Here is a 22,016-nt window from a genome sequence, read left to right as displayed (position 1 = left end):
GCTCCACACCGGGTAGGGCGAACGCCGGGCCTAGAGGTACTGCCCGGTGTTCGAGACGTTGTCGATCGAACGGCCCGGTTCGGTGCCCTGCTTACCGGTGACCAGGGTCCGGATGAAGACGATCCGTTCACCCTTCTTGCCCGAGATCCGTGCCCAGTCGTCGGGGTTGGTGGTGTTCGGGAGGTCCTCGTTCTCCTTGAACTCGTCCACGCACGCCTGCAACAGGTGCTGGACCCGCAGACCGCGCTGATCGTGGTCGAGAAGATCCTTGATCGCCATCTTCTTGGCCCGGTCCACGATGTTCTGGATCATCGCGCCCGAGTTGAAGTCCTTGAAGTAAAGGACCTCCTTGTCACCGTTGGCGTAGGTGACCTCCAGGAAGCGGTTCTCGTCGGTCTCGGAGTACATCCGTTCGACGGTGGCTCGGATCATCGCGTCGACACAGGCCGCCGCACTGCCACCGAACTCGGCGAGGTCCTCCGCATGCAGCGGAAGGTCGGCGGTCAGGTACTTGCTGAAGATGTCACGCGCCGACTCGGCGTCGGGGCGCTCGATCTTGATCTTCACGTCGAGACGGCCCGGACGCAGGATCGCCGGGTCGATCATGTCCTCACGGTTGGAGGCACCGATCACCAGCACGTTCTCCAACAGCTCGACACCGTCGATCTCGCTGAGCAGCTGGGGAACGATGGTGTTCTCGACGTCCGAGGAGACACCGGAGCCACGGGTCCGGAAGAGCGAGTCCATCTCATCGAAGAAGACGATGACCGGGGTGCCCTCGCTTGCCTTCTCCCGCGCCCGCTGGAAGACCAGACGGATGTGCCGCTCGGTCTCGCCGACGTACTTGTTCAGCAGCTCCGGGCCTTTGATGTTGAGGAAGTAGGACTTCCCCTCCTGGCCGGTCTTCGCGGCGACCTTCTTGGCCAACGAGTTGGCGACCGCCTTGGCGATCAGGGTCTTGCCACATCCGGGCGGACCGTAGAGCAGAACGCCCTTCGGCGGCTTGAGCTGGTGCTCCTTGAACAGATCGGGGTGCAGGTAGGGCAGCTCGACGGCGTCGCGGATGGCGTCGATCTGGTTGACCAGGCCACCGATCGATCCGTAGTCGATGTCGGGGACCTCTTCGAGGAAGAGCTCCTCGACCTCCGACTTGGGCACCTTCTCGTAGACGTACCCGCTGCGGGCGTCGAAGAGCAACGAGTCGCCGGCGCGGAGCACCTCGGCACGCAACGGCTCGGCGATCCGGGCCACCCGCTCCTCGTCGGTGTTGCCGATCACCAGCACGCGGTCGCCGTCCGCCATCAGCTCCTTGAGCATGACGACGTCGCCGACCTTCTCGAACTCGAGCGCAGCGACCACGTTGAACGCTTCGTTGAGGAGAACCTCCTGGCCGCGGACCAGCTCGGCGGAGTCGACGCCGGGGCTGACGTTGACCCGGAGCTTGCGGCCGCCGGTGAAGACGTCGACCGAGCCGTCCTCGTTGTGGGCGAGGAAGGTGCCGAAGCCCGCAGGGGGCTGGGCGAGCTGGTCGATCTCCTCCTTGAGCGCAAGGATCTGATCACGCGCCTCACGCAGGGTCTGCGCAAGGCGTTCGTTCTGTGCGGTGGTCGCGGCGAGCGAGCGCTGCAGCTCACTCAGCTGACGATCCGCGAAGCCGCCTCGTTGAGGTGAATCCTGCAACCGACGGCGCAGTTCACCTACCTCCGCCTCCAAGAACCGCACCTGGTTCCTGAGTTCCTCGGCACTGTATGCGCTGTCCGATGCCGCCATGTGCGCCACCTCCTCACATCAGCGACCTTACCGATCGTGTCCACGATGGAAAGCCCTTAAGTGCTGATGTCGACAACGATTTGGTGACTGGCGGCATCGGCGCGCCTCAGCTTCAGGAGTCGAACGGCTCTTCCAGAACCACCGGCGGGATGTCCGCCGGACGCGGGCCCGTGTAGTCGATCCCGTACGCACCGGGAGCCGGACGGCGCTTCTTGCGCGGCGCCGTCTCGCCCGGGGCCATCCGGCGGGCGGTGACCAGGAAGGCGGTGTGGCCGATCATCTTGTGTCCGGGGCGGACCGCAAGGCCTTCGACGTGCCAGTCCCGGACCAGCGACTCCCACGGCTGCGGCTCGGTGAAGCCACCGTGTGCGCGGACCGTCTCGACGAAGCGCGAGAGCTGGGTGGTGGTGGCGACGTAGGCGACCACGATGCCGCCGGGCAGCAGAGCGTCGGCGACGGCGTCCACGCACTCCCAGGGGGCGAGCATGTCCAGGATCACCCGGTCGACCCGTTCGCCGCTCTCGGGCAGCGCCTCCTGCAGATCACCCAGACGCAGATCCCAGGCCGGGTGCTCGCCACCGAAGAACTGCGTCACGTTCTTCCGCGCGACGTCGGCGAACTCCTCGCGTCGCTCCCACGAGATCACGGTGCCGTAAGGACCCACGGCGCGCAGCAGCGAGCAGGTCAAGGCTCCGGAGCCGACGCCGGCCTCGACCACGCGCGCGCCCGGGAAGATGTCGGCCATCGCCACGATCTGGGCGGCGTCCTTCGGGTAGACGACCGCGGCACCGCGCGGCATCGAGACCACGAACTCGGAGAGCAGCGGGCGGAAGACCAGGTACTCCCCGCCCACCGACGAGGTGACGCTGAAGCCCTCCTCGCGCCCGATCAGGTCGTCGTGCTCCAGGTGGCCGCGGTTGGAGAAGAACCGCTTGCCGGGGACGAGCTCGAAGTTGTGCCGACGACCCTTCTGGTCGGTCAGCCGCACCCACTCTCCAGCGCGCAGGGGTCCACGGTGCACACCGGCCCAGGCCTGGGGCGAGACGTCGGGCACGGTGGACGGGGTGGGGTCGGTCATCAAAACTCCTGTGCGGGCGGCGTGGGCCGTCAGTGGATGGGTTCAGCGTTGGGAGAAGGCGCGGTCGACGTCGGCGGTAGCCAACACGCCGAAGATCGTTCCGTCGTCCTCAAGAAGCAGGTACTCGTGGGCAGGCTTGCGGGTGATCGCCCGGATCAGATCTTCGCCGGTCAACGACGCGGGCAACGAAAGCCCGTCCTCAAGACCGCGCGACAGGCTCGAGACCGGTACCCAGGGACGGCGCTCCTCCGGCATCGCGACCAGGCTCGCCTCGTTGACCAGGCCCATCGGGCGGCCATCGCTGGTCAGGGTGACGATGGCGCCGGCGCCGTTCTGCTGGGCGAGTCGGACCGCCTCGGCGACCGAGACGTCGCCCGCCACGGTCACGATGCGCCGGGCCAGGCCGCGGGCGACCAAGGACGGCAACCGACGGCGCAACCGCGCACCCTGCATCGCCGCGGTCGCACCGGCCCAGAGGAAGGCCGCGACCACGACGGCGAGCAGGAAGTCGACGAAGGTGGGCTGGACGCCGAAGATCGGGTCGAGCAGGGTGGGCCAGGCGAGCACCGCCACGGCGGCGACGCGACCGCCCCAACCTGCGGCGATGGTGCCGCGGTGCTGGTTGCCGCTGGCACCCCAGACCACCGACTTGAGCACGCGGCCGCCGTCGAGCGGCAGACCGGGCACGAGGTTCAGCACGCCGACCAGCAGGTTGGCCATCATCAGACCCATGAACGCCAACTGGAGCAGGCCGTCAGGCAGCAACATCCAGAACGGGATGGCGACCAGGCCGACCGCGATCGAGGTCAGCGGACCGACGACGGCGATCCAGAACTCGTGGCGTGGCGAGCGTGCCTCGCCCTCGATCGCGGTGGCGCCGCCCAGGAAGTGCAGGGTGATCGAGGCGACGGGGTAGCCGAGCCGCTTCGCCACCAGGGCGTGCGACGCCTCGTGCAGCAGGACCGAGAGGTAGAGCAACACCGCGAAGGCGACGCCGGCCAGGTACTTCCAGGCGCCGAGCCCCGGCTGGGTCTCCTCGACCACCGGCGCGAGGGCCACCGAGATCAACGCGGCGATCAGGAACCAGGAGCTGGTGACGAGGACGTCGACGCCCCCGATCTGTCCGATCCGGAAGGTTCCAGGCGGGCGCGGGCGACGCACACGGTCCTCGTGGGCGTCGGGGGCTCCCGGATGGTCAGCAGGCACGGCATGAATTTACCGGATCGTTGGCCGCCGCTGTCGGAGCCGTCACCTAGGGTGAGCCGCGATGAGTCCTTCTACCCCGACGCCGGGCGCCCCGCCGACGCAACCCGCCTCGCCTGCCGAGGCGTTCTCGCGCACCGTCGACGGCGTCGAGGTACTCGGCGCGCTCTCGCCGAGCCGGGCCGGCGACTTCATGACGTGTCCACTCCTCTATCGCTACCGGACCATCGACCGACTCCCCGAACCGCCATCGGCAGACGCCGTCCGCGGCAGCCTGGTGCACAAGGTGTTGGAGGATCTTTTCGACCTCCCCGCGGCACAGCGGACGCCGGAACAGGCGGCCGCGATGGTGGCGCCGGCCTGGGCTGCGATGTTGGAGGCGGAGCCGGAGGTGGCCGAGCTCTTCACCGCGGGGGGCGAGGACGAACCCCGCGACTTCGACGCCTGGCTCCGCAGCTGCGGCACCGCGCTAGACACCTACTTCAAGTTGGAGGACCCGCGCCGCCTCGAGCCTGCCGAGCGCGAGCTGTACGTGGAGACCCTGTTGGACTCCAAGCTCCTGCTGCGCGGCTTCGTCGACCGGCTCGACGTCGCGCCCAACGGGATGGTCCGGATCGTCGACTACAAGACGGGCCGGGCACCGAACGAACGGTTCGAGGCGAAGGCCCTGTTCCAGATGAAGTTCTACGCCCTGGTGCTCTGGCGCACGCGGGGCGTCGTCCCCTCGATGCTGCAGCTCATCTACCTGGGCGATGGGCAGATCCTGCGCCACGTTCCCGACGAGGACGACCTGCTCGCCACCGAACGGAAGGTCGAGGCGGTCTGGAAGGCGATCCGGCACGCCGAGCTGGCCAGCGACTGGCGGCCCACACCGAGCAAGCTCTGTGCCTGGTGCAACCACCAGGCACACTGTCCGGCGTTCGGCAACGAGATGCTGCCGCTCCCCGCCGAGCTGCACGTGCGTCGTGTCGCCGACGAGAGCGTCAGCGCGGAGCCAGCAACGGCAGATCCGCAACCCTGAGTCCGGCCAGGGACGGGCGGAAGACCCGTCGCTCCCCCGCCGGCACCTCGACGTGGTTCGGCACCACCAGGACCGTGCACCCGGCACTCTCAGCACTGGTCGCACCGGTGTTGCTGTCCTCGATCGCGATGCAGTCGCCGGGCGCGACCCCGAGCCGCTCGGCGGCGATCAGATAGGGCTCCGGGTGGGGCTTGCCCTGGGAGACGGCGTCGCCGGTGACGACGGTGCGGAACGTGTTCGGCGGCAGGCTTGCCAGGATCGGGGCCACGAACCGCTGGTAGCTCATGGTGACCAGCGCGCACGGGACCTCGGCCTCGGCGAGGGCGACGAGCAACTCCTGGGCGCCTGCGCACCAGGGCACCTGCTGCTCCACCCGAGCCACCACTCCGTCGAGGAGCTCATCGACGATCTGGGCCGGGGTGAGGTCGATCCCCATGTGCTCGCGGATATAGCGCCCCGACGCCAGCAGGTCGTTGCCGACCAACTGCAGAGCATGCTCCCTGCTCCAGGTGCCGCCGTAGCGAGCCGCCAGCTCGTACTCGGTGTCGATCCAGTACGGCTCGGTGTCGACCAGGGTGCCGTCCATGTCCCACAGCACGGCGGCTGGTGTGCGCTGCACGTCATTCACGTGCGTTGACCCTACGCTGGACGGGTGGCGAAGCAGCGGCTGACCGGGATCAGGTCCGTGCACTACACCCCGCCGGAAGGTGTCAGTGGGACGGTCGAGGCCACCGATGTGCGCGGATTGCTGGGGCGCGCCGGCCCGGCCGAGTTCGACGGCACCCAACGCCTCAGCTTCGATCTGCTGGTACAGGTGTCGTCTGGCACCACCGAGCACACGGTGGACTTCACGCGCTACCGGCTGACTGTCGGCGACGTCCTCTGGCTGCATACCGGACAGGTCCATCAGTGGGGCGATCTGACGACCTTCGATGGGCCGGTTCTGATGTTCTCCCAGGGCGCCATCTCGGCGGCGACGCAGGAGGCTCTGCGCTCCACGGTCGCACCTGACCGCAATCACTGGGCGGCTGGCGCACTGACGTCGTCCGCGATCACCCGCGGAATCGACCATGTCGCCGACATCGTCCAGAACGCCAGCCTGCGCGCGGACCTCCGCGACATCGCGGCACGGCACGCACTCTCAGCGGTGTTGGTGGAATTGGCCGCTCTGGAACCGAGCACGGATCTGCCTCATGCCGCGCCGCCGGAAGCGTTCGTCTGGTTCCGCGAGCTCCTGGAGGAGTCGTACCACCACACTCGCCAGGTCGCCGCCTACGCCGAACGTCTTGGCTACTCGACGCGGACCCTGAACCGGTTGGCGCAGGAGTGGGCCGGCGTCACCGCCAAGGAGTTGATCGATGAGCGGGTGATGCTGGAGGCGAAGCGCGCCCTGGTCCACACCGACCAGCCGGTCGCCGCGATCGCGGAGCAGCTCGGGTTCGACGACCCGTCGAACTTCTCGGCGTACTTCACCCACCGTGCCGGGATGACGCCGGCCCGGTTCCGGGCCACGATCCCTTGTGGCTAGCGGCCCTTGGGCGGCTGGACCGGCTTGCGCAGGTAGCCGACCACCCAACCGAGTAGACCGATCACCGCGGCCAGGATGACGATCCCGATACCGCGCTCGACGGCGGAGTTGGGCCAGATGGCGAAGGCGAGTCCGAACATCGTCCCGCCGACGGTGGCAGCGATGATGCCGCCGATCATCTGACCGTGGGTGTTCCAGCTGATCGGCGGGCGCGTGTCCTGAGGGGCGTTGTTCTGCGGCACGCCGCCATTCTCTCAGGCCCGTGGAGGACCGGAGCCGCGGGCGATTCGAAAGCGCGGTGGGCCACAGTGACCGTCCTTCGGGACCGGGTACCTGGTGCGACGGGAGGGGGAGGATGATACCGATGTGACAAGTGAGGTTTTTCGGGCCGCTGTCGAGGATGTGTTCCTACTCCGCGCGGGACTAGCTTTTGAGATCGAGGTCAATCAGTCGACCCTGGCAGTCACCCTGCCCGGTGGCGTCCGGCGGATCCTGATGAGAACAGACGCCGAACTCCTGCGTCCGGTGATCGGGGGAACCTATCCCCCGGACTTCGACCCTGTCTCTCTCGATATCGGGTCCTGGGCACAGACCCGGGGCATCACGGACCGCACCCCGCTCCCTCCAGAAGCAGCCCTGCTGGATCGCGCCCTCGTCGAGATCGGGCGGCTCCGAACGCTCTGTTCCCTGGTCGCTGACCGGATGGAACCCGCGCTGGCCTTCTCCACCTTGCGCGCCTCCCGGCAGGCCCTGATCGAAAGCCAGGTGCTGCGGCTCCGGGCCGAGGCGAAGGGCGACCACGAGGCCGGCTACCGCACCGTCCCCGAGCGCGCGCTGCGCACCTGTTTCGACCTGTACTTCGCCTCCCCGTGCCTGAGCAACAGCCCGGGCTTCACCGCCAATCCGCTGGAGCAGGCGATCTGCCGCTCCAGTGCCGCAGCGGTGGTCAACGCCGGCGGCTCCTTGGCCTGCGGCACGGTCACCGAACCGGGGTCCGATCAGGCCTCCTGTGCCCGGTGCAGTAACGCGCTGAGCAACCTGGGCGCGGACTTCATGAACGGCGTCACCCGCCAGGTGCTGATTCCGCTCCCCCGACGTCGCTGAGGCACGACCCGAGCGCTGGTTTCTGCCGATCGGCGACAATCTCAGCCAAAGATCCCGAGAAGAGGAGGCGCGGTGTTCTCGTTCCGCGACCTGGAGCTTGGCTTGGCCAGCGCGCCGATGGCCGGTGGGGCGACGACGGTAGCGCTCGCTCGCGCCGTCGCCGAGGCGGGCGGGTTCCCCTTCCTGGCCGCCGGGTACAAGAGCCCGGAGGCGCTCGGCGCCGAGGTGGCCGCAATGCGTGCGAGCGGCCACCCGTACGGGGTGAACCTCTTCGTCCCCGACCGCCGTCCGGTCGATGAGCAGACCTTCCACGCCTACGCCGCGCGGCTCGGCGCAGAGGCCGACTCCGTCAACGCGGAGCTCGACGAGCGCATCGTCCATGATGACGACGCGTGGGCGGCCAAGGTCGCTCTCCTGCTGACCGACCCGGTCCCGGTCGTCTCGCTTACCTTCGGCCTTCCCGCCGCGGACGAGATCGCTGCGCTGCAAGCCGTGGGTACCAGTGTCCTGGCCACCGTGACCTCGGTCGGCGAGGCGCTCGCCGCCGCGGACGCGGGCGTAGACGGCCTGGTCTTCCAGGGGGTTCGAGCCGGCGGGCACTCGGCGACCTTCGACCCCACCCGTCCGCTGCCCGACCAGGAGACAGAGGTCGGCCTGCGCCAGGTACTGGCCGCAGTGCCGCTGCCCGTGATCGCCGGTGGCGGCATCTCCGGACCAGACGACGTCCGCCGTCTTCTCGCCGCTGGGGCGGACACCGTCGCAGTAGGAACGTTGCTGCTGCGCGCTACCGAGAGCGGCGCCTCGGCGACCCACCAGAACGCCCTGGTCGATCCGCGGTACACCGCGACCACCATCACCCGCGCCTTCACCGGCCGGCCGGCCCGCGGGCTGAGCAACGGCTTCATCGAACGGCACGAACCGCACGCACCACTCGGCTACCCCGAGATCCACCACCTCACCCGCGGCATTCGGCAAGCTGCCGCCCGAGCCGGCGACGCCGAGCGCCTCCATCTCTGGGCTGGCACCGGCTACCGGAACGCCGAAGCGCGACCCGTCGCCGAGATCCTGGGCAACCTCGCCTCACGCTAGCGCGCCCATCTAGACAGCTCCCCGGAAGTTCCTCCGCAAGCCCACTACCTCCCGCCGCTCCGCCATAGACTCCCGGGAATTTCATCAACTGGCCCACGGTTGGAGCGAGGTTCCCGATGCAGCTGTTCTCCCTGGCCCGAGCGCTCCGCCCACGGCGAGCCCTGGTGGCCGCGACGACGATCGCACTGGTCGGCACGACGGCGGGCGCGGCGGTCGCGGCACCGCAGGCCGGGGCCCCCTCGGAGAGCGCACCGGCCAGGGCCGCCGATCCGCTGATCCCGGGCACCCTGGTCTACCTCAAGGGGTGGAGCTCCAACGTCGGACTCGGTGGCTGGAAGTACCAGATCTGGACCATGCGCTCCGACGGCACCCGCCAACGCCAGGTCACCGCCGACCCGGACCTCTACCCCTACAGCGCTGCCACCAACGTGGCCGGCAACCGGATCGCGTTCACCGTGGGACGCGACTCCCGGCTCTCCCCCGCCGGGCTCTATGTGATCGGGATGGACGGGTCCGGACGTACCAACGTCCTCGCCGGACGTAAGCAGATCACCGAGGCGAAGAACCCCACCTGGTCCCCTGACGGGAAGCGACTCGCCTTCGTCGGGTACGACACCAGCATCCGTAAAGACATCTGGGTGGTCGACGCGAACGGGAAGAACCTGCGTCGGGTCACCAACTGCGACTGCGCCTACGCCAACAGCCCGAAGTGGTCACCGGCGTCCGCCAACACCATCGCGTGGACCCCGACCTCAGCAGGTGCCCAGACCGGGCTGGCGCTGCTGGATGTCAGGACCGGCATCAGCAAGACCCTCTACGACAGCACCAACAGCGGTGCACTCACCGTGCTCGAACACACCTGGGAGCCGAACGGCGGCCGGATCGCCTTCACCGGTGGGTCGTTCAACCAGACGGCGCCCCGGCTCTACGCGATCGGCAGCGCCCTGCCACCGGGAACGCCGATGCCGCTGAGTTCGCAGACACCGGCTGAGCTCGGGCTGTACGCCCCGGCCTGGTCGCCGGACGGGACCAGGGTCGCCGTCTCCGCGATCAACAGTTCCGCCTCCGCCACGACCGGCCAGGACATCTGGGTGGTCGACTCCTGGTACGGCTGGGGCCCCAGCACGCCACGGCTTCCGGGCGCCTACGACGAGGAGGTGACCTCCTGGGCACGGACCTGCACCAGCTCGTGTGCGCCGGGCGGACGGTGGTCCAGCATCACCGTCTCCCAGCGCCAGGAGTCGAACCGGCTGCGGATCACGGGCGGGCTGATGCCGGGACGCTCCGGCGCCAAGATCGGCGTCCGGGTACAGAGGTTGAAGGGCAAGAGGTGGACGACGGTCCGGCGCGCCACCACCCGCACCTCGGCGATCTCGACCTACAACGTCTCGCTCAAGCGTCCCGCCTACGGAACCTGCCGGGTCCTGGTGACGTGGACAGGGAACAAAGCGCACCGCAAGGCGACCGCGCAGACGAAGAAGATCATCTGCTGATCCGCGAGGGCCGAAGCCCTCGACACCCCAGGCCACTCTCCGCGATCCTGAAGAGGAGCGCCGTTCCTCCTGGAGTGCGCCGCCCTGTCTGAGGGAGTCCACCACGATGGCCGCACGCATCCTCCACGTCGTCACCAACGTCGCTCACTACGACGCCCCGTCCCATCCCACCGGTCTCTGGCTCTCGGAGCTCACCCATGCCTGGGAGGTGTTCGCCGACGCCGACTTCGACCAAGAACTCGCGAGCCCGTCAGGTGGCGCCGTCCCGTTGGAGCCGCGGTCGCTGAAGTTCCCCAACGACGACAAGACGGCGAAAGCGTGGCGCGCCGATCCCACGAAGATGGCGCTCCTCAACGACACCGCAAGCACCGCGGAGGTCGACTCCTCACGCTACGACGCGATCTACCTGACCGGCGGGCACGCCGTCATGTACGACTTCCTCAACGACGACGGCCTGCAACGGATCACCCGCGAGATCTTCGAACGCGGCGACGTCGTCTCCTCGGTATGTCACGGCTACTGCGGCCTGCTCAACACCACCCTCACCGACGGTAGCTACCTCATCGCCCAGCGGCGCATAACCGGGTTCTCCTGGCGCGAAGAAGGGCTCGCGCGGGTCGCCGACCTGGTTCCCTACAACGCCGAGGAGCTCGCCAAGGAACGGGGAGCGAACTACACGAAGGCCCGACTGCCTTTCGTCTCGAACGTCGTCGCCGACGGCAACCTGATCACCGGGCAGAACCCAGGATCTGCGCGGGCAACGGCACGCGCCGTCGTTGCCGCGCTCACCCCTCCTGGCTCAGCACCAACTCGGTAAGCGCTGCCGCCTCCTCGGCGCAGGCCGGACACCCCTGCAGGTGGACCTGCAGCGCGGCGTCGCGGTGTTCCGGATCGGCGACCTTGGCCTCGACGTAGCCGTCCAGCAGGTCGAAGCAGGCATCGCAGGACAGGTACGGAGTCGTGTCCAGGAGCAGCCTGTCCACGAGACCGTCGATGAGGTGTCGCTTCGCAGCGGTCATGAGGTCCTCCCGTTGGAGCGCAGGTCCAGGTGGCCGCTCTCCTGCAGAGCGCCGCGGAGGCGTTGACGCGCGTCGTGCAGCGTCTTGTACAGGGCGTTGCGGTTGGTGGTGAGCCGTTCCGCCAACACGTCGATAGGCACGTCGTCGACCAGCAACGCCAGCAGGATCCGGCGCTGGTGCGGCGTCAGTCGGGTCGCGATCGCGTCCTCAACCGCCCGATGGAGTTCGTTCGCTTGCAGGAAGCCTTCCGGCCCGCTGCCCGGATCGGACGGTGCGAACGTGTCATGCCAGGGCACTTCCCGGTGCCGCCACGCCTGCCGCCTGACCGCTACGCCGGCGTGCAGGATGCCGAACTTGTAGGCCCAGGTGCTGAACCTGCTCCGCCCTTCAAAGGTGTCGAGGCGTCCGAGCAGCGCGACCATCGCGTCGTCGGCCGCCTGCTGCGCGAGGTCTTCCAGCTCCGCAGCACCCGCTCCCGGCAACTGGTGACGGAGCCGCGCCACCTGGTGCCGGGTGGCGCGGACCAGCAGGTCATGGAGCCGCTGCTGGGCGGCATGACCGGGTGGCCCCGGAGCCGTGAGCTCCTGCACCCACCGTTCATCCGGGCACTGGCCGAACTCGGAGGTCACCGGCTCCATAAGGGTCATGATCGCACCGTGGTGGCGCGCAGTGGTTCGGCTTTCATGACCTTTGGTGTCGCTCGCGGGCAACTTCTTACCCAGTGCCGCCGAATCGGCGGTCCTCGGTGGCGACGGGTAAGAGCGCGCCGGACGCCGACACCAACGGGAGAAGGCGGCTACCGGTCGGGTGGCCTGCCACCGACCCGAAAGGAACCCCCATGACGACGAGCACCACTCCGTCTCAGCTGATCGGAACGACCGGCGCCGACCGTGCCTTCTTCTTGCTACGCACCGTCTTCACCATCGCCCCGATCGCGTTCGGCCTCGACAAGTTCGCCCAGATCCTGACCGACTGGGACCACTACCTGGCGCCCTGGATCAACGACATCGTTCCCGGCGACGCTCACCAGGCGATGATGATCGTCGGCGTCATCGAGGTGGTCGCTGGCCTGGTCGTGGCGATCACCCCTCGCTACGGCGCCCTCCTGGTCGCTGCTTGGTTGGCCGGCATCATCGTCAACCTCGTCACCATGGGCGAGTACTACGACGTCGCGCTCCGCGACTTCGGCCTGTTGGTCGGTGCTCTAGCGCTCGCCGTCCTCGCCTTCGACCGCAACAAGCAGACCGCCTGACCTTCGTCTCCGATGGCTGCGGCGCTTCCACGCAGTTGCGCCTCAGCCTTCTCCTCCGCCTACCCAGGATCCGTGCTCAGAGCCGCCGGGATCAGCAGACGTCCTCTGCGCGCGGGGTGCTGCTGCTGGAGAAGGCGACCGTGTCGTCGCTACCCAGCCAGACCGTGTAGGAGTCCTGGTTGAGGTACCAGTTGAGCTCGGGCTGGCCGTCGTCATCGACCAGTTCCTCGTCGGGAGCACCCATCCAGGACTCGACCTTGGCGCGCGTCACCCCTGGCTTGACCTGGCAGAAGGCCTCCTCGAACGCGATCGCCTCCTGCTCGGTGACGGTCCGGGGTTCCGGACGTCCGCTGCTAGCGCTATCTTCTGCGTCCTGGTCCACGATCACGACGCCGTCGTCATCGAGCTGAGCGTCGATCTTCCAACTACCGTCCTCCACGATCAGCCGGAAACTCCCGGTCCAACCGTCCGAGCCGTCGGTCAACGCGGCGATCGCGCTGCCCCCTTCACCGGCGGTGACCGTGACCACCGACTTGCTGATGTCGATGATCGGCGCTCCGTCAACGAGCATCTCCTTGATCGGACCCACCCGATCCTCGCAACTGGCTGCGCCAAGCTCCGCGTTCTGGGCAGCGTCATACGTCGAGGTCTCGTACGCGCAGGCCTTCGTGTCGCCCACGAATCCGTGAGTGAGGTAGCTGACGATCACCGCCTTCGCGTCGTCGAGCGCGGGCCGTGATCCGGCATCCGACGCCGTGTCTGCGGACTCCTCGCCACAGCCACTGATCAGCATGCCGCCCACGGCGAGGGCAACGGTGGCCAGATGCAGTTTCACGTTCTCGGTACCTTTCGCGAACCTGGGGCGACGGCCACCCCAGGGGGCTCAACAGTGGGTCGAGCGGCACCCCGGTCTGTGGAGGGCGGATCCGACGCCGCCCGGATTGTTGCACTCGAACCATTAGTGCAACGAATGCATTAATGAATGGTTACTACTGGTCTAGAGTGCCGGCATGGCATCGGCAGGAGAGACCACCTCCCGACAGGGTCGCCGCAAGCAGGCGACGAAGGGCAAGATCGTCGCCGCAGCCGACGCCCTGTTCGCGGCGCGCGGATACGACAACACCTCCATCGAGGAGATCGCTGCCGAAGCCGACATCGCAGTGCGAACGATCTACCTGCACTTCGAGTCGAAGGCAGGGATCATGCTGTCCTACTTCGACGAATGGCTGGACGCCTTCATCGACCAGGTGATGCGGCGGCCATTGAGCGAACCGGTCGTCGCCACCGTCGAAGCCGCAGTGGAAGCGATGAGCGCCGACGGCTGGCTCGAACGGGTCGAGCAGACCGGCCAACGGCCGCACCCCCTGGTGCAGTACCTCGGCTCCGGCTCCCGCGACATCGCGGGCCACGTCATGCATCGGTGGATGCAGAAACTGCACCAACTCTCCACTCACGACGACGCCCCGAACGTCGACCCCCATGCGGCAACCGACCGCTACGCCAGGGCGATGCTGATCTTCAGCTACTGGATGGGCGCGATGTTCGTCGCCTCGGAGAAGGAGGCAGGCGCGGAACTCCCTAAACCGCTACAAGGCGCCCGCCCCGGCTCAGCGCTCCTGGCCCGGATCACCGCCGGCGATCTCTGAAACCACCCGACCAGGGGTCTCGGCGTCCGATGAACGCACCAGGTCGGCGCGGGATGCCCGCGCCGACCTGGCCGATGCTCGCAAGAGCTACCGAGAAGGGGTCAGCCGACCTTGACGCCGGTGAAGTCGGTGGCGTTGATCGGGTTGTACACAAGGCCGGAGACGTTCTTGGCCGTGGCGATCGCGTAGACCATGCGGTAGAGCGGGATGTAGCAGTTCCGCTCGACGACGGCGATCCGGTTGATCTCGTCGTAGACGGCCTCGGCAGCCTCCGTGTCGGCAGCGGTAACCGCCTCATCGGCCATCGCGTCGAGCTCAGGCGAACCGCAGTTCTTCGTGATCGAAGCGGACCGGACGAACCCGTTGACGAAGAAGGAAGGCACCGCGACATTCGGCACCGCGGCGAAGAGGTAGAGCCCATCGAGTTCGCCGCCGGCCACCTGGGTGACCAGGCTGCCGTAGTCGATCGCGTTGTACTTGACCTTGAACCCGACGCCCTCGAGCTGGCCGCCGACAGCCTGCGCAACCTCTTCGATGTTCACGTACTGACCAGCCGGGTAGGTGATCGTCACCTTCACCGAACGGCCCTTCATCAGGCTCTTGGCCTGGGCCACGTCCTGATTGACGACCTCATCGGGCTGCTCGCCCGGCTTCACATTGAGCAGGCCACCGTCGGCAGCCGCGCCACCGGAGAAGATGCCGTCGACGATCTGGTCGCGGTCGACGGCGAGTGCAGCCGCCTTGGCGACGTCCGGGTCGTTGAAGGGCGCCTTGTCAGTCTGCAGGAAGCTCACGATCTTCATCGCCGACTCCGTGGCGACCACCTTCAGGTTGGCGTTCTTCGCCTCCTCCTGCTGCGCGGGCGGCAGGTCGTAGGCGATGTCCGCGCTACCGCTGCGCAGGAGCGCGAGCCGCTGCGAAGCCTCGGAGGACCAACTGAAGACGATCTTCTCCGTCTCAGCCTTGTCGCCCCAGTAGTCCGCGTTGCGGACCACGGTCATGTCACGCCCGGCGCGCTGGCTCTCGAACACGTACGGGCCGGTGCCGATCGGCGCGGTCGAGAAGCCCTCGGGGCCCTTCTCGGCGTAGTACTTCGGCGGAATCATGTAGATGGTGCCGAGGTTGTTGACCAGGTCGTACTGCGGAGCCTTCGTCTTGATCACCAGAGTGGTCGGGTCCGGCGCGGTGAACGACTCGGCGTTGGTCCAGAACGACTTCAGGATCGAGGACGGTTCGTCGCGCACCTTGGTCAGCGCGAAGACCGCAGCCTCGGCGTCAGCCGGCTCACCGTTGCTGAACGTCACGCCCTCACGCAGCGTGAAGGTCCAGGTGGTGTCGTCGGTCCGCTCCCAGTCCGTGACGAGGCCGTCCTTGGTGGGCTCGAGGTCGAGGTTGGTCGGCACCAGGGGCTCGATGACGGTGTCCCAGACCACCTGTCCGGAGCGAGCCCCGGCGATCGGGTCGAGCGTGGTGGGTTCTGCTGCCAGGACGACCCGAACGGTGTCGGCGCTGCTGGCCGTGGAGCTGTCGCTCCCACATGCCGTCAGGCCGGCGAACGTCAGTCCGACCGCGGCGAGGATGGCCGCTGGCCGGCGAATCCCCTTGCCCTTGCGATTGATCATGGTTCCTCATCTTTCCTGCGGAGTGTCGAACTCTTGGGGCTGCTGGTTGTCGGGGTCTCCGAGACGACGCCGCCAAAATACCGACCAGCCGGTATTGAGTCAATGGACAAATGAGATGCGTCTCACATCGGTCATCGACGAGCCGTCATGCGGCGCCGTCCAGCCATCCGGCGACGACCGAGATGAACTCGTCGTTCTCTTCGACATAAGGGAAATGACCGGAGTTCGCAAACTCGTGGTACGTCGACCCGGCGATCAAGCCATGGGTACGGCGCGCCCCGACCGCCACCGGGAAGGTCCAGTCGCGGGCAGCCCCGAGCACCAGGGTCGGCGTCACGATCCGCTCGATCCGCCCGGAGAGGTCCGAGTTCTCCCATACCCGCAGCGTGGCATTGAAGGCCGCGGCGCTGCCGCCGGCAGGCATCGGGACGTCACGCCCCAGGAAATCAGGGTCCGCGAAGTACGCCGAGCGCACCTGGGCGGTGATCCGGTCGAACTCCTCGTCGCTCGCCTTGGGGGCCAGCAGGTTGTCGCGGATCGCCTGGAACTGCTCGTCGCTGTGGCTCGCGAGACGCGCCTGGCGCATCGACTCGTCCATGTGATCCATCACCGACGTCGAGCACGAGACGACGAGCGCGGCGAGGTCGCCGGGATGGTCGAGCGCATAGGACTGGACGACGTAGCCGCCGAACGAGTGCCCGAAGACGCTCCAGCTCTCGACCCCGAGGCCCACCTTCAGGTGATGGAGCGAGTCGGAGAGCTGCTCGACCCCGCTCCACTCCTCGTAGTCGAGCGGCGTATCACTGCCGCCGTTGCCCGGGAGATCGACATAGATCAGCGTGCGACGTTCACCAAGGGCGTCGAGCCAGGGGCGGAAGCCCCGATGTCCGTAGCCCATGCCTCCATGCACGATGAGCAGGGGCGCCCCGGCGCCCAGCACCTCGCAGTGCAACTCGTAGCCACCGACATCGACCCTGCGCGGGCCGTTCTCCAACTGAACCACTCTGCACACCTCTCCGGTCCGGATGATCAACGAGTTGCCGGTCTCCTCGATCACGGGGCTTCATACCGACTGGTCCGTACCTTGCCACCGTCGCCCCGGCTTGTCACGGGTTCGATCAGCGACTGATCGGCAACTGCCAGAGCCAGAGCGGGCGGCCGGCGCGGCCGTCCGGGCTAGAGGAATGCCACGAGGAGGGCAGACATTTCGCGCCGCGTGGTCAATAATACCGACTGGAGGGAATGGATCTCGGTCGCCTGCATGACGGGCGTTCCTCCCTGCGCAAGCTCGTGCCCGATCCCGACGAACGGACCGAACACCGTGCCCCACCCCGACGCCAGCACGCACCTGATCTCCCGCCTCCCCGACGGCCAACCGCTGACCCGGATCGCCGACATCATCCGATCCCGCGCCGCCGCAACGCCCGACGGCGTAGCGATGCGGACGCCGGCCGGAGCCACCACGTTCCGCCAGATCGATGAGCTCTCCTCGCGCATCGCGCAGGGACTCGTCGCCGCGGGCGTGCAGCCCGGTGACCGGGTCGCCTGCATCTCGCGCAACTCCCCCGAGTTCCTGGCCGTGCTGTACGGCGCCGCGAAGGCCGGCGCCATCGCGACCGCCGTCAACATTCTGCTGGCGCCGCGCGAGGTCACCTGGATCGTCGAGGACGCCGACCCCCGCGTGGTCTTCGTCGGCCCCGGCGAGCAGCACCTCGTTCCGGCTGCCGAGGCAGCCGCCGGCGCGCCCCTGGTGGTCTCGACCGCGACCGAGGCACTCGATGCGTGGCTCGGTGAACTGCCGGCCCTCGATCCGCAGGCGGATCCGAGCGGCGACCAGCCAGCGTTGATCCTGTACTCCTCGGGCACCACCGGGAACCCCAAGGGCGTCATGCTGAGTGGGCACAACGTCGCTCAGGCCCTCGCAGCTGTGCAGAACCTGCTGGAGTTGGACGACACCTCGGTGACGATGGCGCCGATCCCGTTCTTCCACATCTCCGGGCTCGGGCTCGCGCTGGTCGCCACCTTGGTGGGTGCCGAACTCCTCGCCTTCACCCCCGGCACGCCAGCCGAGTTGCTCAGCACCCTGCGCGACCAGCAGGTGACCCACGCGATCGTGGTCCCGACCGTGATCCAGCGCCTGCTGGAGCTTCCCGAAGCGACGCCCGGGGTGCTGCCACGACTGCGCTACGTGATCTACGGCGCCGCGCCGATCTCCCCCGCCCTGTTGCGTGAAGCCATCGCACTGCTGGAGTGCCGGTTCGTGCAGAGCTACGGCCTGACCGAGTCCTCGGGCGGAGTCACCATCCTCGACCACCAGGACCACCAGCGCGGGCTGACCGAGCCCCGCCTGCTCCGCTCCGCGGGGCGGCCGCTGCCGAGTGTGGACCTGCGGATCGTCGATCACCTGGTCGGCGAGGACGCTCTCGTCGGTGAGCCCGGCGAGATCTGGATCCGAGGATCGCACCGTATGCTCGGCTACTGGCGCAACCCGGAGGCGACCGAGCAGTCGCTGGCCGGCGAGTGGCTCCGTACCGGCGACATCGGCCACCTCGACGACGAGGGCTACCTCTTCATCGTGGACCGGCTCAAGGACATGATCATCTCGGGCGGTGAGAACGTCTATCCCGCCGAGGTGGAGAGCCTGCTGATGAGCCACCCCGACGTCGTCGAGTGCGCCGTCGTCGGCCTACCCGACGAACGGTGGGGCGAGGTGCCGCTGGCCGTCGTCGTCACGACACCGGGGGCCGGACTCAGCGAGGACGAGCTGATCGCGTGGAGCCGGAGTCGGCTGGCCAACTTCAAGTCACCCAAGCACGTCAGGTTCGTGGACGCCCTCCCCCGCAACGCCAGCGGCAAGGTCCTCAAGCGTGCGATCAAGGCCGAGTCGGCCACCACCTCCCGGAAGGACAGCTGATCATGGAGCGGAACGTTTTCAACGAGGACCACGAGTCCTATCGGCTCACGTTGCGTAAGTTCATCGAGACCGAGGTGGTGCCGCACTACGACGAGTGGATGGCGGCCGGCGCGGTCCCGCGTTCGCTGTACCGCAAGCTCGGCGAGTTGGGCATGTTCGGCATCGAGGTGCCCGAGGAGCACGGCGGGGCGGGGATCGACTCGTTCAAGTTCGCGGCGATCGAGTGCGAGGAGACGGCGCGCGCCGGAGTGATCCTGGGCAGCTCCGGCGTCCACGTCGCTCTCTGCCTGCCCTACCTGCTGCAACTGGGTACTCCGGAGCAGCTGAAGGCGTGGCTGCCCGAGTTCGTCACCGGCGAGACGATGTATGCGATCGCCATGTCCGAGCCCGGGACCGGCTCCGACCTCGCCGGGATGACCACGACCGCGCGGTTGGACGACACTGGCACCCACTACGTACTCAACGGCGCCAAGACCTTCATCACCGGCGGCGCCCAGGCCGACCGGATCATCGTCTGTGCGCGGACCGCGCCGCCGAGCGAGACGGACCGCCGCTTCGGCATCTCGCTGCTGGTCGTCGACACCACGACCCCGGGATTCTCGGTCGGGCGCAAGCTGAGCAAGCTCGGGCAGCTCGCCTCCGACACCGCCGAGCTCGCCTTCGACGACGTCCGGGTGCCGCGCGACAACCTCCTCGGCGTCGAACACAGGGGCTTCCACTACCTCGGCGACAACCTCCCCAAGGAGCGCCTCAGCATCGCCTATGCCGCCTACGCCCAGGCACGTGCGGCCGTGGCTTTCACGGTCGACTACGTGCGCCAGCGCGAGGTCTTCGGCAAGGCCCTGGTGACCTTCCAGAACACGAAGTTCGAGCTCGCCGCCTGCCAGGCCGAGGTCGACGCCGCCCAGGCCGTCGCCGACCGCGCGCTGGAGGCCCTCGACGCCGGCACCCTCACCGCAGCCGAGGCGGCGTCGGCGAAGCTCTTCTGCACCGAGGCGGCCTCCCGGGTGATCGACAGGTGCCTCCAACTGCACGGCGGCTACGGCTACATGACCGAGTACCCCGTCGCGCGCCTTTACGCCGACAACCGGGTGAACCGGATCTACGGCGGAACCTCCGAGGTGATGAAGATGATCATCGCCAAGGACATGGGGCTGTAGCGACCCCGCGGCCACGGTTCGCCCAGGTCGATACGGCCCCACCGCGTACCGTGGCCTGATGCTCCAGACCCGAGACCGGCACGGGCGGTGCAGGTGAGCGAACGACGGCTGGTGTTCTGGGGTGCGCTCGCGCTCCTCCTCCGCCCTGCCTACGTGGCGACCGAGATCGTCGCCGCGGCGGCAACCACCGGCGGCTACAGCTTCGTCGCCGACTCGGTGAGCCGGCTCGGTGAGGTCGGCTGTTCGGAGGCCTTCTGCTCACCACGGCACGAGCTGATGAACGGCTCCTTCGTCGGCTTCGGCATCCTCCTGATCGTCGGCGCCGCCCTCCTCCACCGGGCTCTGGGACCGTGGGCGAGGAGCCTGCTGGTGATCTCCGGGCTGAGCTCAGTGGCAACAGGCCTCGCTCCGCTCGACCAGAGCGCCACGCTGCACGCGATCGCGGCGACACCGCTGTTCGTCGCCCAGCCGGTCGCGCTGCTCGTTCTCGGCACGCGGCTACGGCCGGGCCAGCCCCGGCTGGCCGCGGTCCTCACCGCTACCGGGTTTCTCGTCGCGGCAGCTGCCCTGGCGTTCGTCTTCTCCGGTGATGGCACCGCGACAGGCATCCTGGAACGCCTCGCGCTCTGGCCCGTCCTGGTCGCGCTGGCGGCGTTCGCTGCAACGACCCTGCCACGACGCGAACCGGCCGCCCGTGACCGCTCAGCGCAGCCGACCAAGGGGGCCGTTCGACGTCGGCATGCGCAGTAGGCAAGCATGTCCCCCATGGCAGCCGGCGCAACGATGTACACGTTCGAGATCGAGTTGGCCGACACGGATCGCGGCGTCTACGAGCAGTTCACGCTTCGCGCGGCGAGGCATCCGTCAGAGACCGACGCGTACCTCGCCACGCGTGTGCTCGCCTACTGCCTCGAATACGAAGAGGGCATCACGTTCAGCGAGGGAATCTCTGCCGCCGCTGCCCCGGCGGTTCTCGTCCGCGACCTGAGCGGGAAGCTGCTGGCCTGGATCGAGGTCGGGGCGCCGGACGCCGCGCGCCTTCACGCGGGCAGCAAAGCGGCCGAGCGCACGACCATCTACACGCACCGCGACCACACCAAGGTGCTGGCACAGTGGGCGGGCGCCAAGATCCATCGCGCCGAGGAGATCGTCCTGCACAGCTTCGAGCCCGGGTTCATCGAGGACGCGGTGGCCGCGATCGAGCGCCGCAATGCACTCACTCTGACGGTCACCGAGCGGCAGCTCTACCTCGAGCTGAACGGCATACCTCTCTCATCAGCCGTCCAGGATCACCCGATCAGTTAACGGTGCGGCCCGCTCCACCAGCGAGTTGCCCCTCCCCGACTTCGGTCAGCAGAACGTCGCGCGCCCACGGACCAGCGGACCCGGTGGTCGTCGGCAGTAGCCGGTGCCCGGAGGTGATCGCCACGACCGGTTCGGAAACCGGTAAGTGGTGAGCGTGTGGACGCGGGTTCGCCACCGCAAGAATGCCGAAGGCCCGGCGAACCGTGGTTCGCCGGGCCCTCATTCGCAGGCGATCGGCCATCTCTGGCCTCCTGCGTTCGGTCGGGCTGACAGGATTTGAACCTGCGACCCCTTGACCCCCAGTCAAGTGCGCTACCAAGCTGCGCTACAGCCCGAACACCCCGCGGATCTGTGACCCTCGAAGCGGTCCGAACATTACCGTAGCCGTCGAGGTTGGGCGCAATCGGGTCGCTCTGGCGTGTCAGAACACCGACGGTAGCCAGATCATGGCGGCCAGTCCTAGCAGGAACCCATGCCCGCACAGTGCAGCGACCGCCCAGGCATGGGCAGCCCGCGAGGACCGCGCGTACAGCACCAGGGCCAAGGCGGCGAGCAGGGCCGGCCCGGTAGCCAGCACCGCGAGCACCAACGCGAAGAGCAGCCCGATCGCCGCCGTGCTGCTGTCCGAGTTCGACGCCTCGACCCACCACAGGGCCGCCACCAGATACAGTACGGCGCTCCACCCGAGAGCAAGGCCAGCACAGCCGAGGGTCGAACGACGCCGGACTCGTGGCGCCGCCAGGACGGGCTCGTGGGACGGCACCGGGTACGGAGTAGGCGTAGTCATGCCCCTACCCTCCCCCGTCCCGGCA

The 22,016-nt window shown here is 68.0% G+C and carries 23 protein-coding genes and 1 tRNA gene; 12 read left to right on the top strand and 12 right to left on the bottom strand.

Annotated features, from left to right (window positions below; genetic code table 11):
* Positions 1–30: 30 nt before the first annotated feature.
* The 3 genes from arc to ACLM5J_RS18305 all read right to left on the bottom strand — a co-directional run bounded on the left by arc (position 31) and on the right by ACLM5J_RS18305 (position 4,054).
* The gene (gene arc, locus ACLM5J_RS18315; RefSeq protein ID WP_413658032.1) at positions 31–1,770 is read right to left on the bottom strand and encodes a proteasome ATPase; all 1,740 of its coding nucleotides are present in this window, start codon (positions 1,768–1,770) and stop codon (positions 31–33) included.
* Positions 1,771–1,882: 112 nt separating this feature from the next.
* Positions 1,883–2,848, bottom strand: a complete 966-nt coding sequence (locus ACLM5J_RS18310) for a tRNA (adenine-N1)-methyltransferase (RefSeq protein WP_413658030.1) — start codon at positions 2,846–2,848, stop codon at positions 1,883–1,885.
* Between the two features lie 42 nt (positions 2,849–2,890).
* Complete coding sequence (locus ACLM5J_RS18305) at positions 2,891–4,054, bottom strand: site-2 protease family protein (protein WP_413658028.1); 1,164 nt, start codon at positions 4,052–4,054, stop codon at positions 2,891–2,893.
* A 61-nt stretch (positions 4,055–4,115) separates the two neighbouring features.
* On the opposite strand from ACLM5J_RS18305, the gene ACLM5J_RS18300 reads away from it, so the two are divergent.
* The gene (locus ACLM5J_RS18300) at positions 4,116–5,072 is read left to right on the top strand and encodes a RecB family exonuclease (protein ID WP_413658026.1); all 957 of its coding nucleotides are present in this window, start codon (positions 4,116–4,118) and stop codon (positions 5,070–5,072) included.
* Here the strand turns inward: ACLM5J_RS18300 and ACLM5J_RS18295 are convergent.
* Positions 5,035–5,700 (bottom strand): HAD family hydrolase, encoded by a 666-nt coding sequence (locus ACLM5J_RS18295; protein WP_413658024.1) that lies wholly within the window; start codon positions 5,698–5,700, stop codon positions 5,035–5,037. The two genes, ACLM5J_RS18300 and ACLM5J_RS18295, sit on opposite strands and share 38 nt — an antisense overlap.
* 24 nt (positions 5,701–5,724) lie before the next feature.
* Between ACLM5J_RS18295 and ACLM5J_RS18290 the strand changes: the two genes are divergently transcribed.
* Positions 5,725–6,600, top strand: a complete 876-nt coding sequence (locus ACLM5J_RS18290; RefSeq protein ID WP_413658022.1) for a helix-turn-helix domain-containing protein — start codon at positions 5,725–5,727, stop codon at positions 6,598–6,600.
* Here the strand turns inward: ACLM5J_RS18290 and ACLM5J_RS18285 are convergent.
* On the bottom strand, positions 6,597–6,842 hold the full coding sequence (locus tag ACLM5J_RS18285; RefSeq protein ID WP_413658020.1) for a hypothetical protein: 246 nt from the start codon (positions 6,840–6,842) through the stop codon (positions 6,597–6,599). The two genes, ACLM5J_RS18290 and ACLM5J_RS18285, sit on opposite strands and share 4 nt — an antisense overlap.
* 253 nt (positions 6,843–7,095) lie before the next feature.
* Between ACLM5J_RS18285 and ACLM5J_RS18280 the strand changes: the two genes are divergently transcribed.
* The 4 genes from ACLM5J_RS18280 to ACLM5J_RS18265 all read left to right on the top strand — a co-directional run bounded on the left by ACLM5J_RS18280 (position 7,096) and on the right by ACLM5J_RS18265 (position 11,103).
* Positions 7,096–7,704, top strand: a complete 609-nt coding sequence (locus tag ACLM5J_RS18280) for a hypothetical protein (protein WP_413658018.1) — start codon at positions 7,096–7,098, stop codon at positions 7,702–7,704.
* 72 nt (positions 7,705–7,776) lie between these two features.
* Entirely contained in the window at positions 7,777–8,793 is a 1,017-nt protein-coding gene (locus tag ACLM5J_RS18275) for an NAD(P)H-dependent flavin oxidoreductase (protein ID WP_413658016.1), read from the top strand.
* A gap of 116 nt (positions 8,794–8,909) precedes the next feature.
* Positions 8,910–10,286 (top strand): TolB family protein, encoded by a 1,377-nt coding sequence (locus ACLM5J_RS18270; RefSeq protein WP_413658014.1) that lies wholly within the window; start codon positions 8,910–8,912, stop codon positions 10,284–10,286.
* Positions 10,287–10,392: 106 nt separating this feature from the next.
* Positions 10,393–11,103 carry a type 1 glutamine amidotransferase domain-containing protein gene (locus ACLM5J_RS18265; RefSeq protein ID WP_413658012.1) on the top strand — a complete coding sequence of 237 codons (711 nt, stop codon included), beginning with the start codon at positions 10,393–10,395 and terminating at the stop codon, positions 11,101–11,103.
* Here the strand turns inward: ACLM5J_RS18265 and ACLM5J_RS18260 are convergent.
* The gene (locus ACLM5J_RS18260) at positions 11,072–11,305 is read right to left on the bottom strand and encodes a hypothetical protein (protein WP_413658010.1); all 234 of its coding nucleotides are present in this window, start codon (positions 11,303–11,305) and stop codon (positions 11,072–11,074) included. The genes ACLM5J_RS18265 and ACLM5J_RS18260 overlap by 32 nt on opposite strands.
* Positions 11,302–11,952, bottom strand: a complete 651-nt coding sequence (locus tag ACLM5J_RS18255) for an RNA polymerase sigma factor (RefSeq protein WP_413658008.1) — start codon at positions 11,950–11,952, stop codon at positions 11,302–11,304. Before ACLM5J_RS18255 ends, ACLM5J_RS18260 begins: the two co-directional genes overlap by 4 nt.
* Before the next feature lie 191 nt (positions 11,953–12,143).
* Between ACLM5J_RS18255 and ACLM5J_RS18250 the strand changes: the two genes are divergently transcribed.
* The gene (locus ACLM5J_RS18250; protein WP_413658006.1) at positions 12,144–12,557 is read left to right on the top strand and encodes a hypothetical protein; all 414 of its coding nucleotides are present in this window, start codon (positions 12,144–12,146) and stop codon (positions 12,555–12,557) included.
* Between the two features lie 91 nt (positions 12,558–12,648).
* Here ACLM5J_RS18250 and ACLM5J_RS18245 read toward each other — a convergent pair whose 3' ends face one another.
* On the bottom strand, positions 12,649–13,392 hold the full coding sequence (locus ACLM5J_RS18245; RefSeq protein WP_413658004.1) for a hypothetical protein: 744 nt from the start codon (positions 13,390–13,392) through the stop codon (positions 12,649–12,651).
* Between the two features lie 175 nt (positions 13,393–13,567).
* On the opposite strand from ACLM5J_RS18245, the gene ACLM5J_RS18240 reads away from it, so the two are divergent.
* Positions 13,568–14,203, top strand: a complete 636-nt coding sequence (locus ACLM5J_RS18240) for a TetR/AcrR family transcriptional regulator (RefSeq protein ID WP_413658002.1) — start codon at positions 13,568–13,570, stop codon at positions 14,201–14,203.
* A gap of 101 nt (positions 14,204–14,304) precedes the next feature.
* On the opposite strand, the gene ACLM5J_RS18235 is transcribed toward ACLM5J_RS18240, so the two are convergent.
* Together ACLM5J_RS18235 and ACLM5J_RS18230 are read right to left on the bottom strand one after the other, a co-directional pair.
* Positions 14,305–15,825, bottom strand: a complete 1,521-nt coding sequence (locus ACLM5J_RS18235) for an ABC transporter substrate-binding protein (RefSeq protein ID WP_413658000.1) — start codon at positions 15,823–15,825, stop codon at positions 14,305–14,307.
* A gap of 145 nt (positions 15,826–15,970) precedes the next feature.
* The gene (locus ACLM5J_RS18230) at positions 15,971–16,882 is read right to left on the bottom strand and encodes an alpha/beta fold hydrolase (protein WP_413657998.1); all 912 of its coding nucleotides are present in this window, start codon (positions 16,880–16,882) and stop codon (positions 15,971–15,973) included.
* Between the two features lie 264 nt (positions 16,883–17,146).
* On the opposite strand from ACLM5J_RS18230, the gene ACLM5J_RS18225 reads away from it, so the two are divergent.
* The 4 genes from ACLM5J_RS18225 to ACLM5J_RS18210 all read left to right on the top strand — a co-directional run bounded on the left by ACLM5J_RS18225 (position 17,147) and on the right by ACLM5J_RS18210 (position 21,204).
* On the top strand, positions 17,147–18,739 hold the full coding sequence (locus ACLM5J_RS18225; protein WP_413657996.1) for a long-chain-fatty-acid--CoA ligase: 1,593 nt from the start codon (positions 17,147–17,149) through the stop codon (positions 18,737–18,739).
* 2 nt (positions 18,740–18,741) lie between these two features.
* Entirely contained in the window at positions 18,742–19,899 is a 1,158-nt protein-coding gene (locus ACLM5J_RS18220; protein ID WP_413657994.1) for an acyl-CoA dehydrogenase family protein, read from the top strand.
* Positions 19,900–19,992: 93 nt separating this feature from the next.
* The gene (locus ACLM5J_RS18215; protein ID WP_413657992.1) at positions 19,993–20,649 is read left to right on the top strand and encodes a DUF998 domain-containing protein; all 657 of its coding nucleotides are present in this window, start codon (positions 19,993–19,995) and stop codon (positions 20,647–20,649) included.
* A 6-nt stretch (positions 20,650–20,655) separates the two neighbouring features.
* Complete coding sequence (locus ACLM5J_RS18210; protein ID WP_413657990.1) at positions 20,656–21,204, top strand: YaeQ family protein; 549 nt, start codon at positions 20,656–20,658, stop codon at positions 21,202–21,204.
* A 261-nt stretch (positions 21,205–21,465) separates the two neighbouring features.
* Here the strand turns inward: ACLM5J_RS18210 and ACLM5J_RS18205 are convergent.
* Positions 21,466–21,539, bottom strand: a tRNA-Pro gene (locus ACLM5J_RS18205).
* 86 nt (positions 21,540–21,625) lie between these two features.
* Entirely contained in the window at positions 21,626–21,991 is a 366-nt protein-coding gene (locus ACLM5J_RS18200) for a hypothetical protein (protein ID WP_413657988.1), read from the bottom strand.
* Positions 21,992–22,016: the final 25 nt, after the last annotated feature.

This window comes from Nocardioides sp. Bht2, from assembly GCF_047308515.1.
GTDB lineage: Bacteria > Actinomycetota > Actinomycetes > Propionibacteriales > Nocardioidaceae > Nocardioides.
Note: the sequence above shows the minus strand (reverse complement) of the source record. Positions and strands in the feature narration are given on the sequence as shown.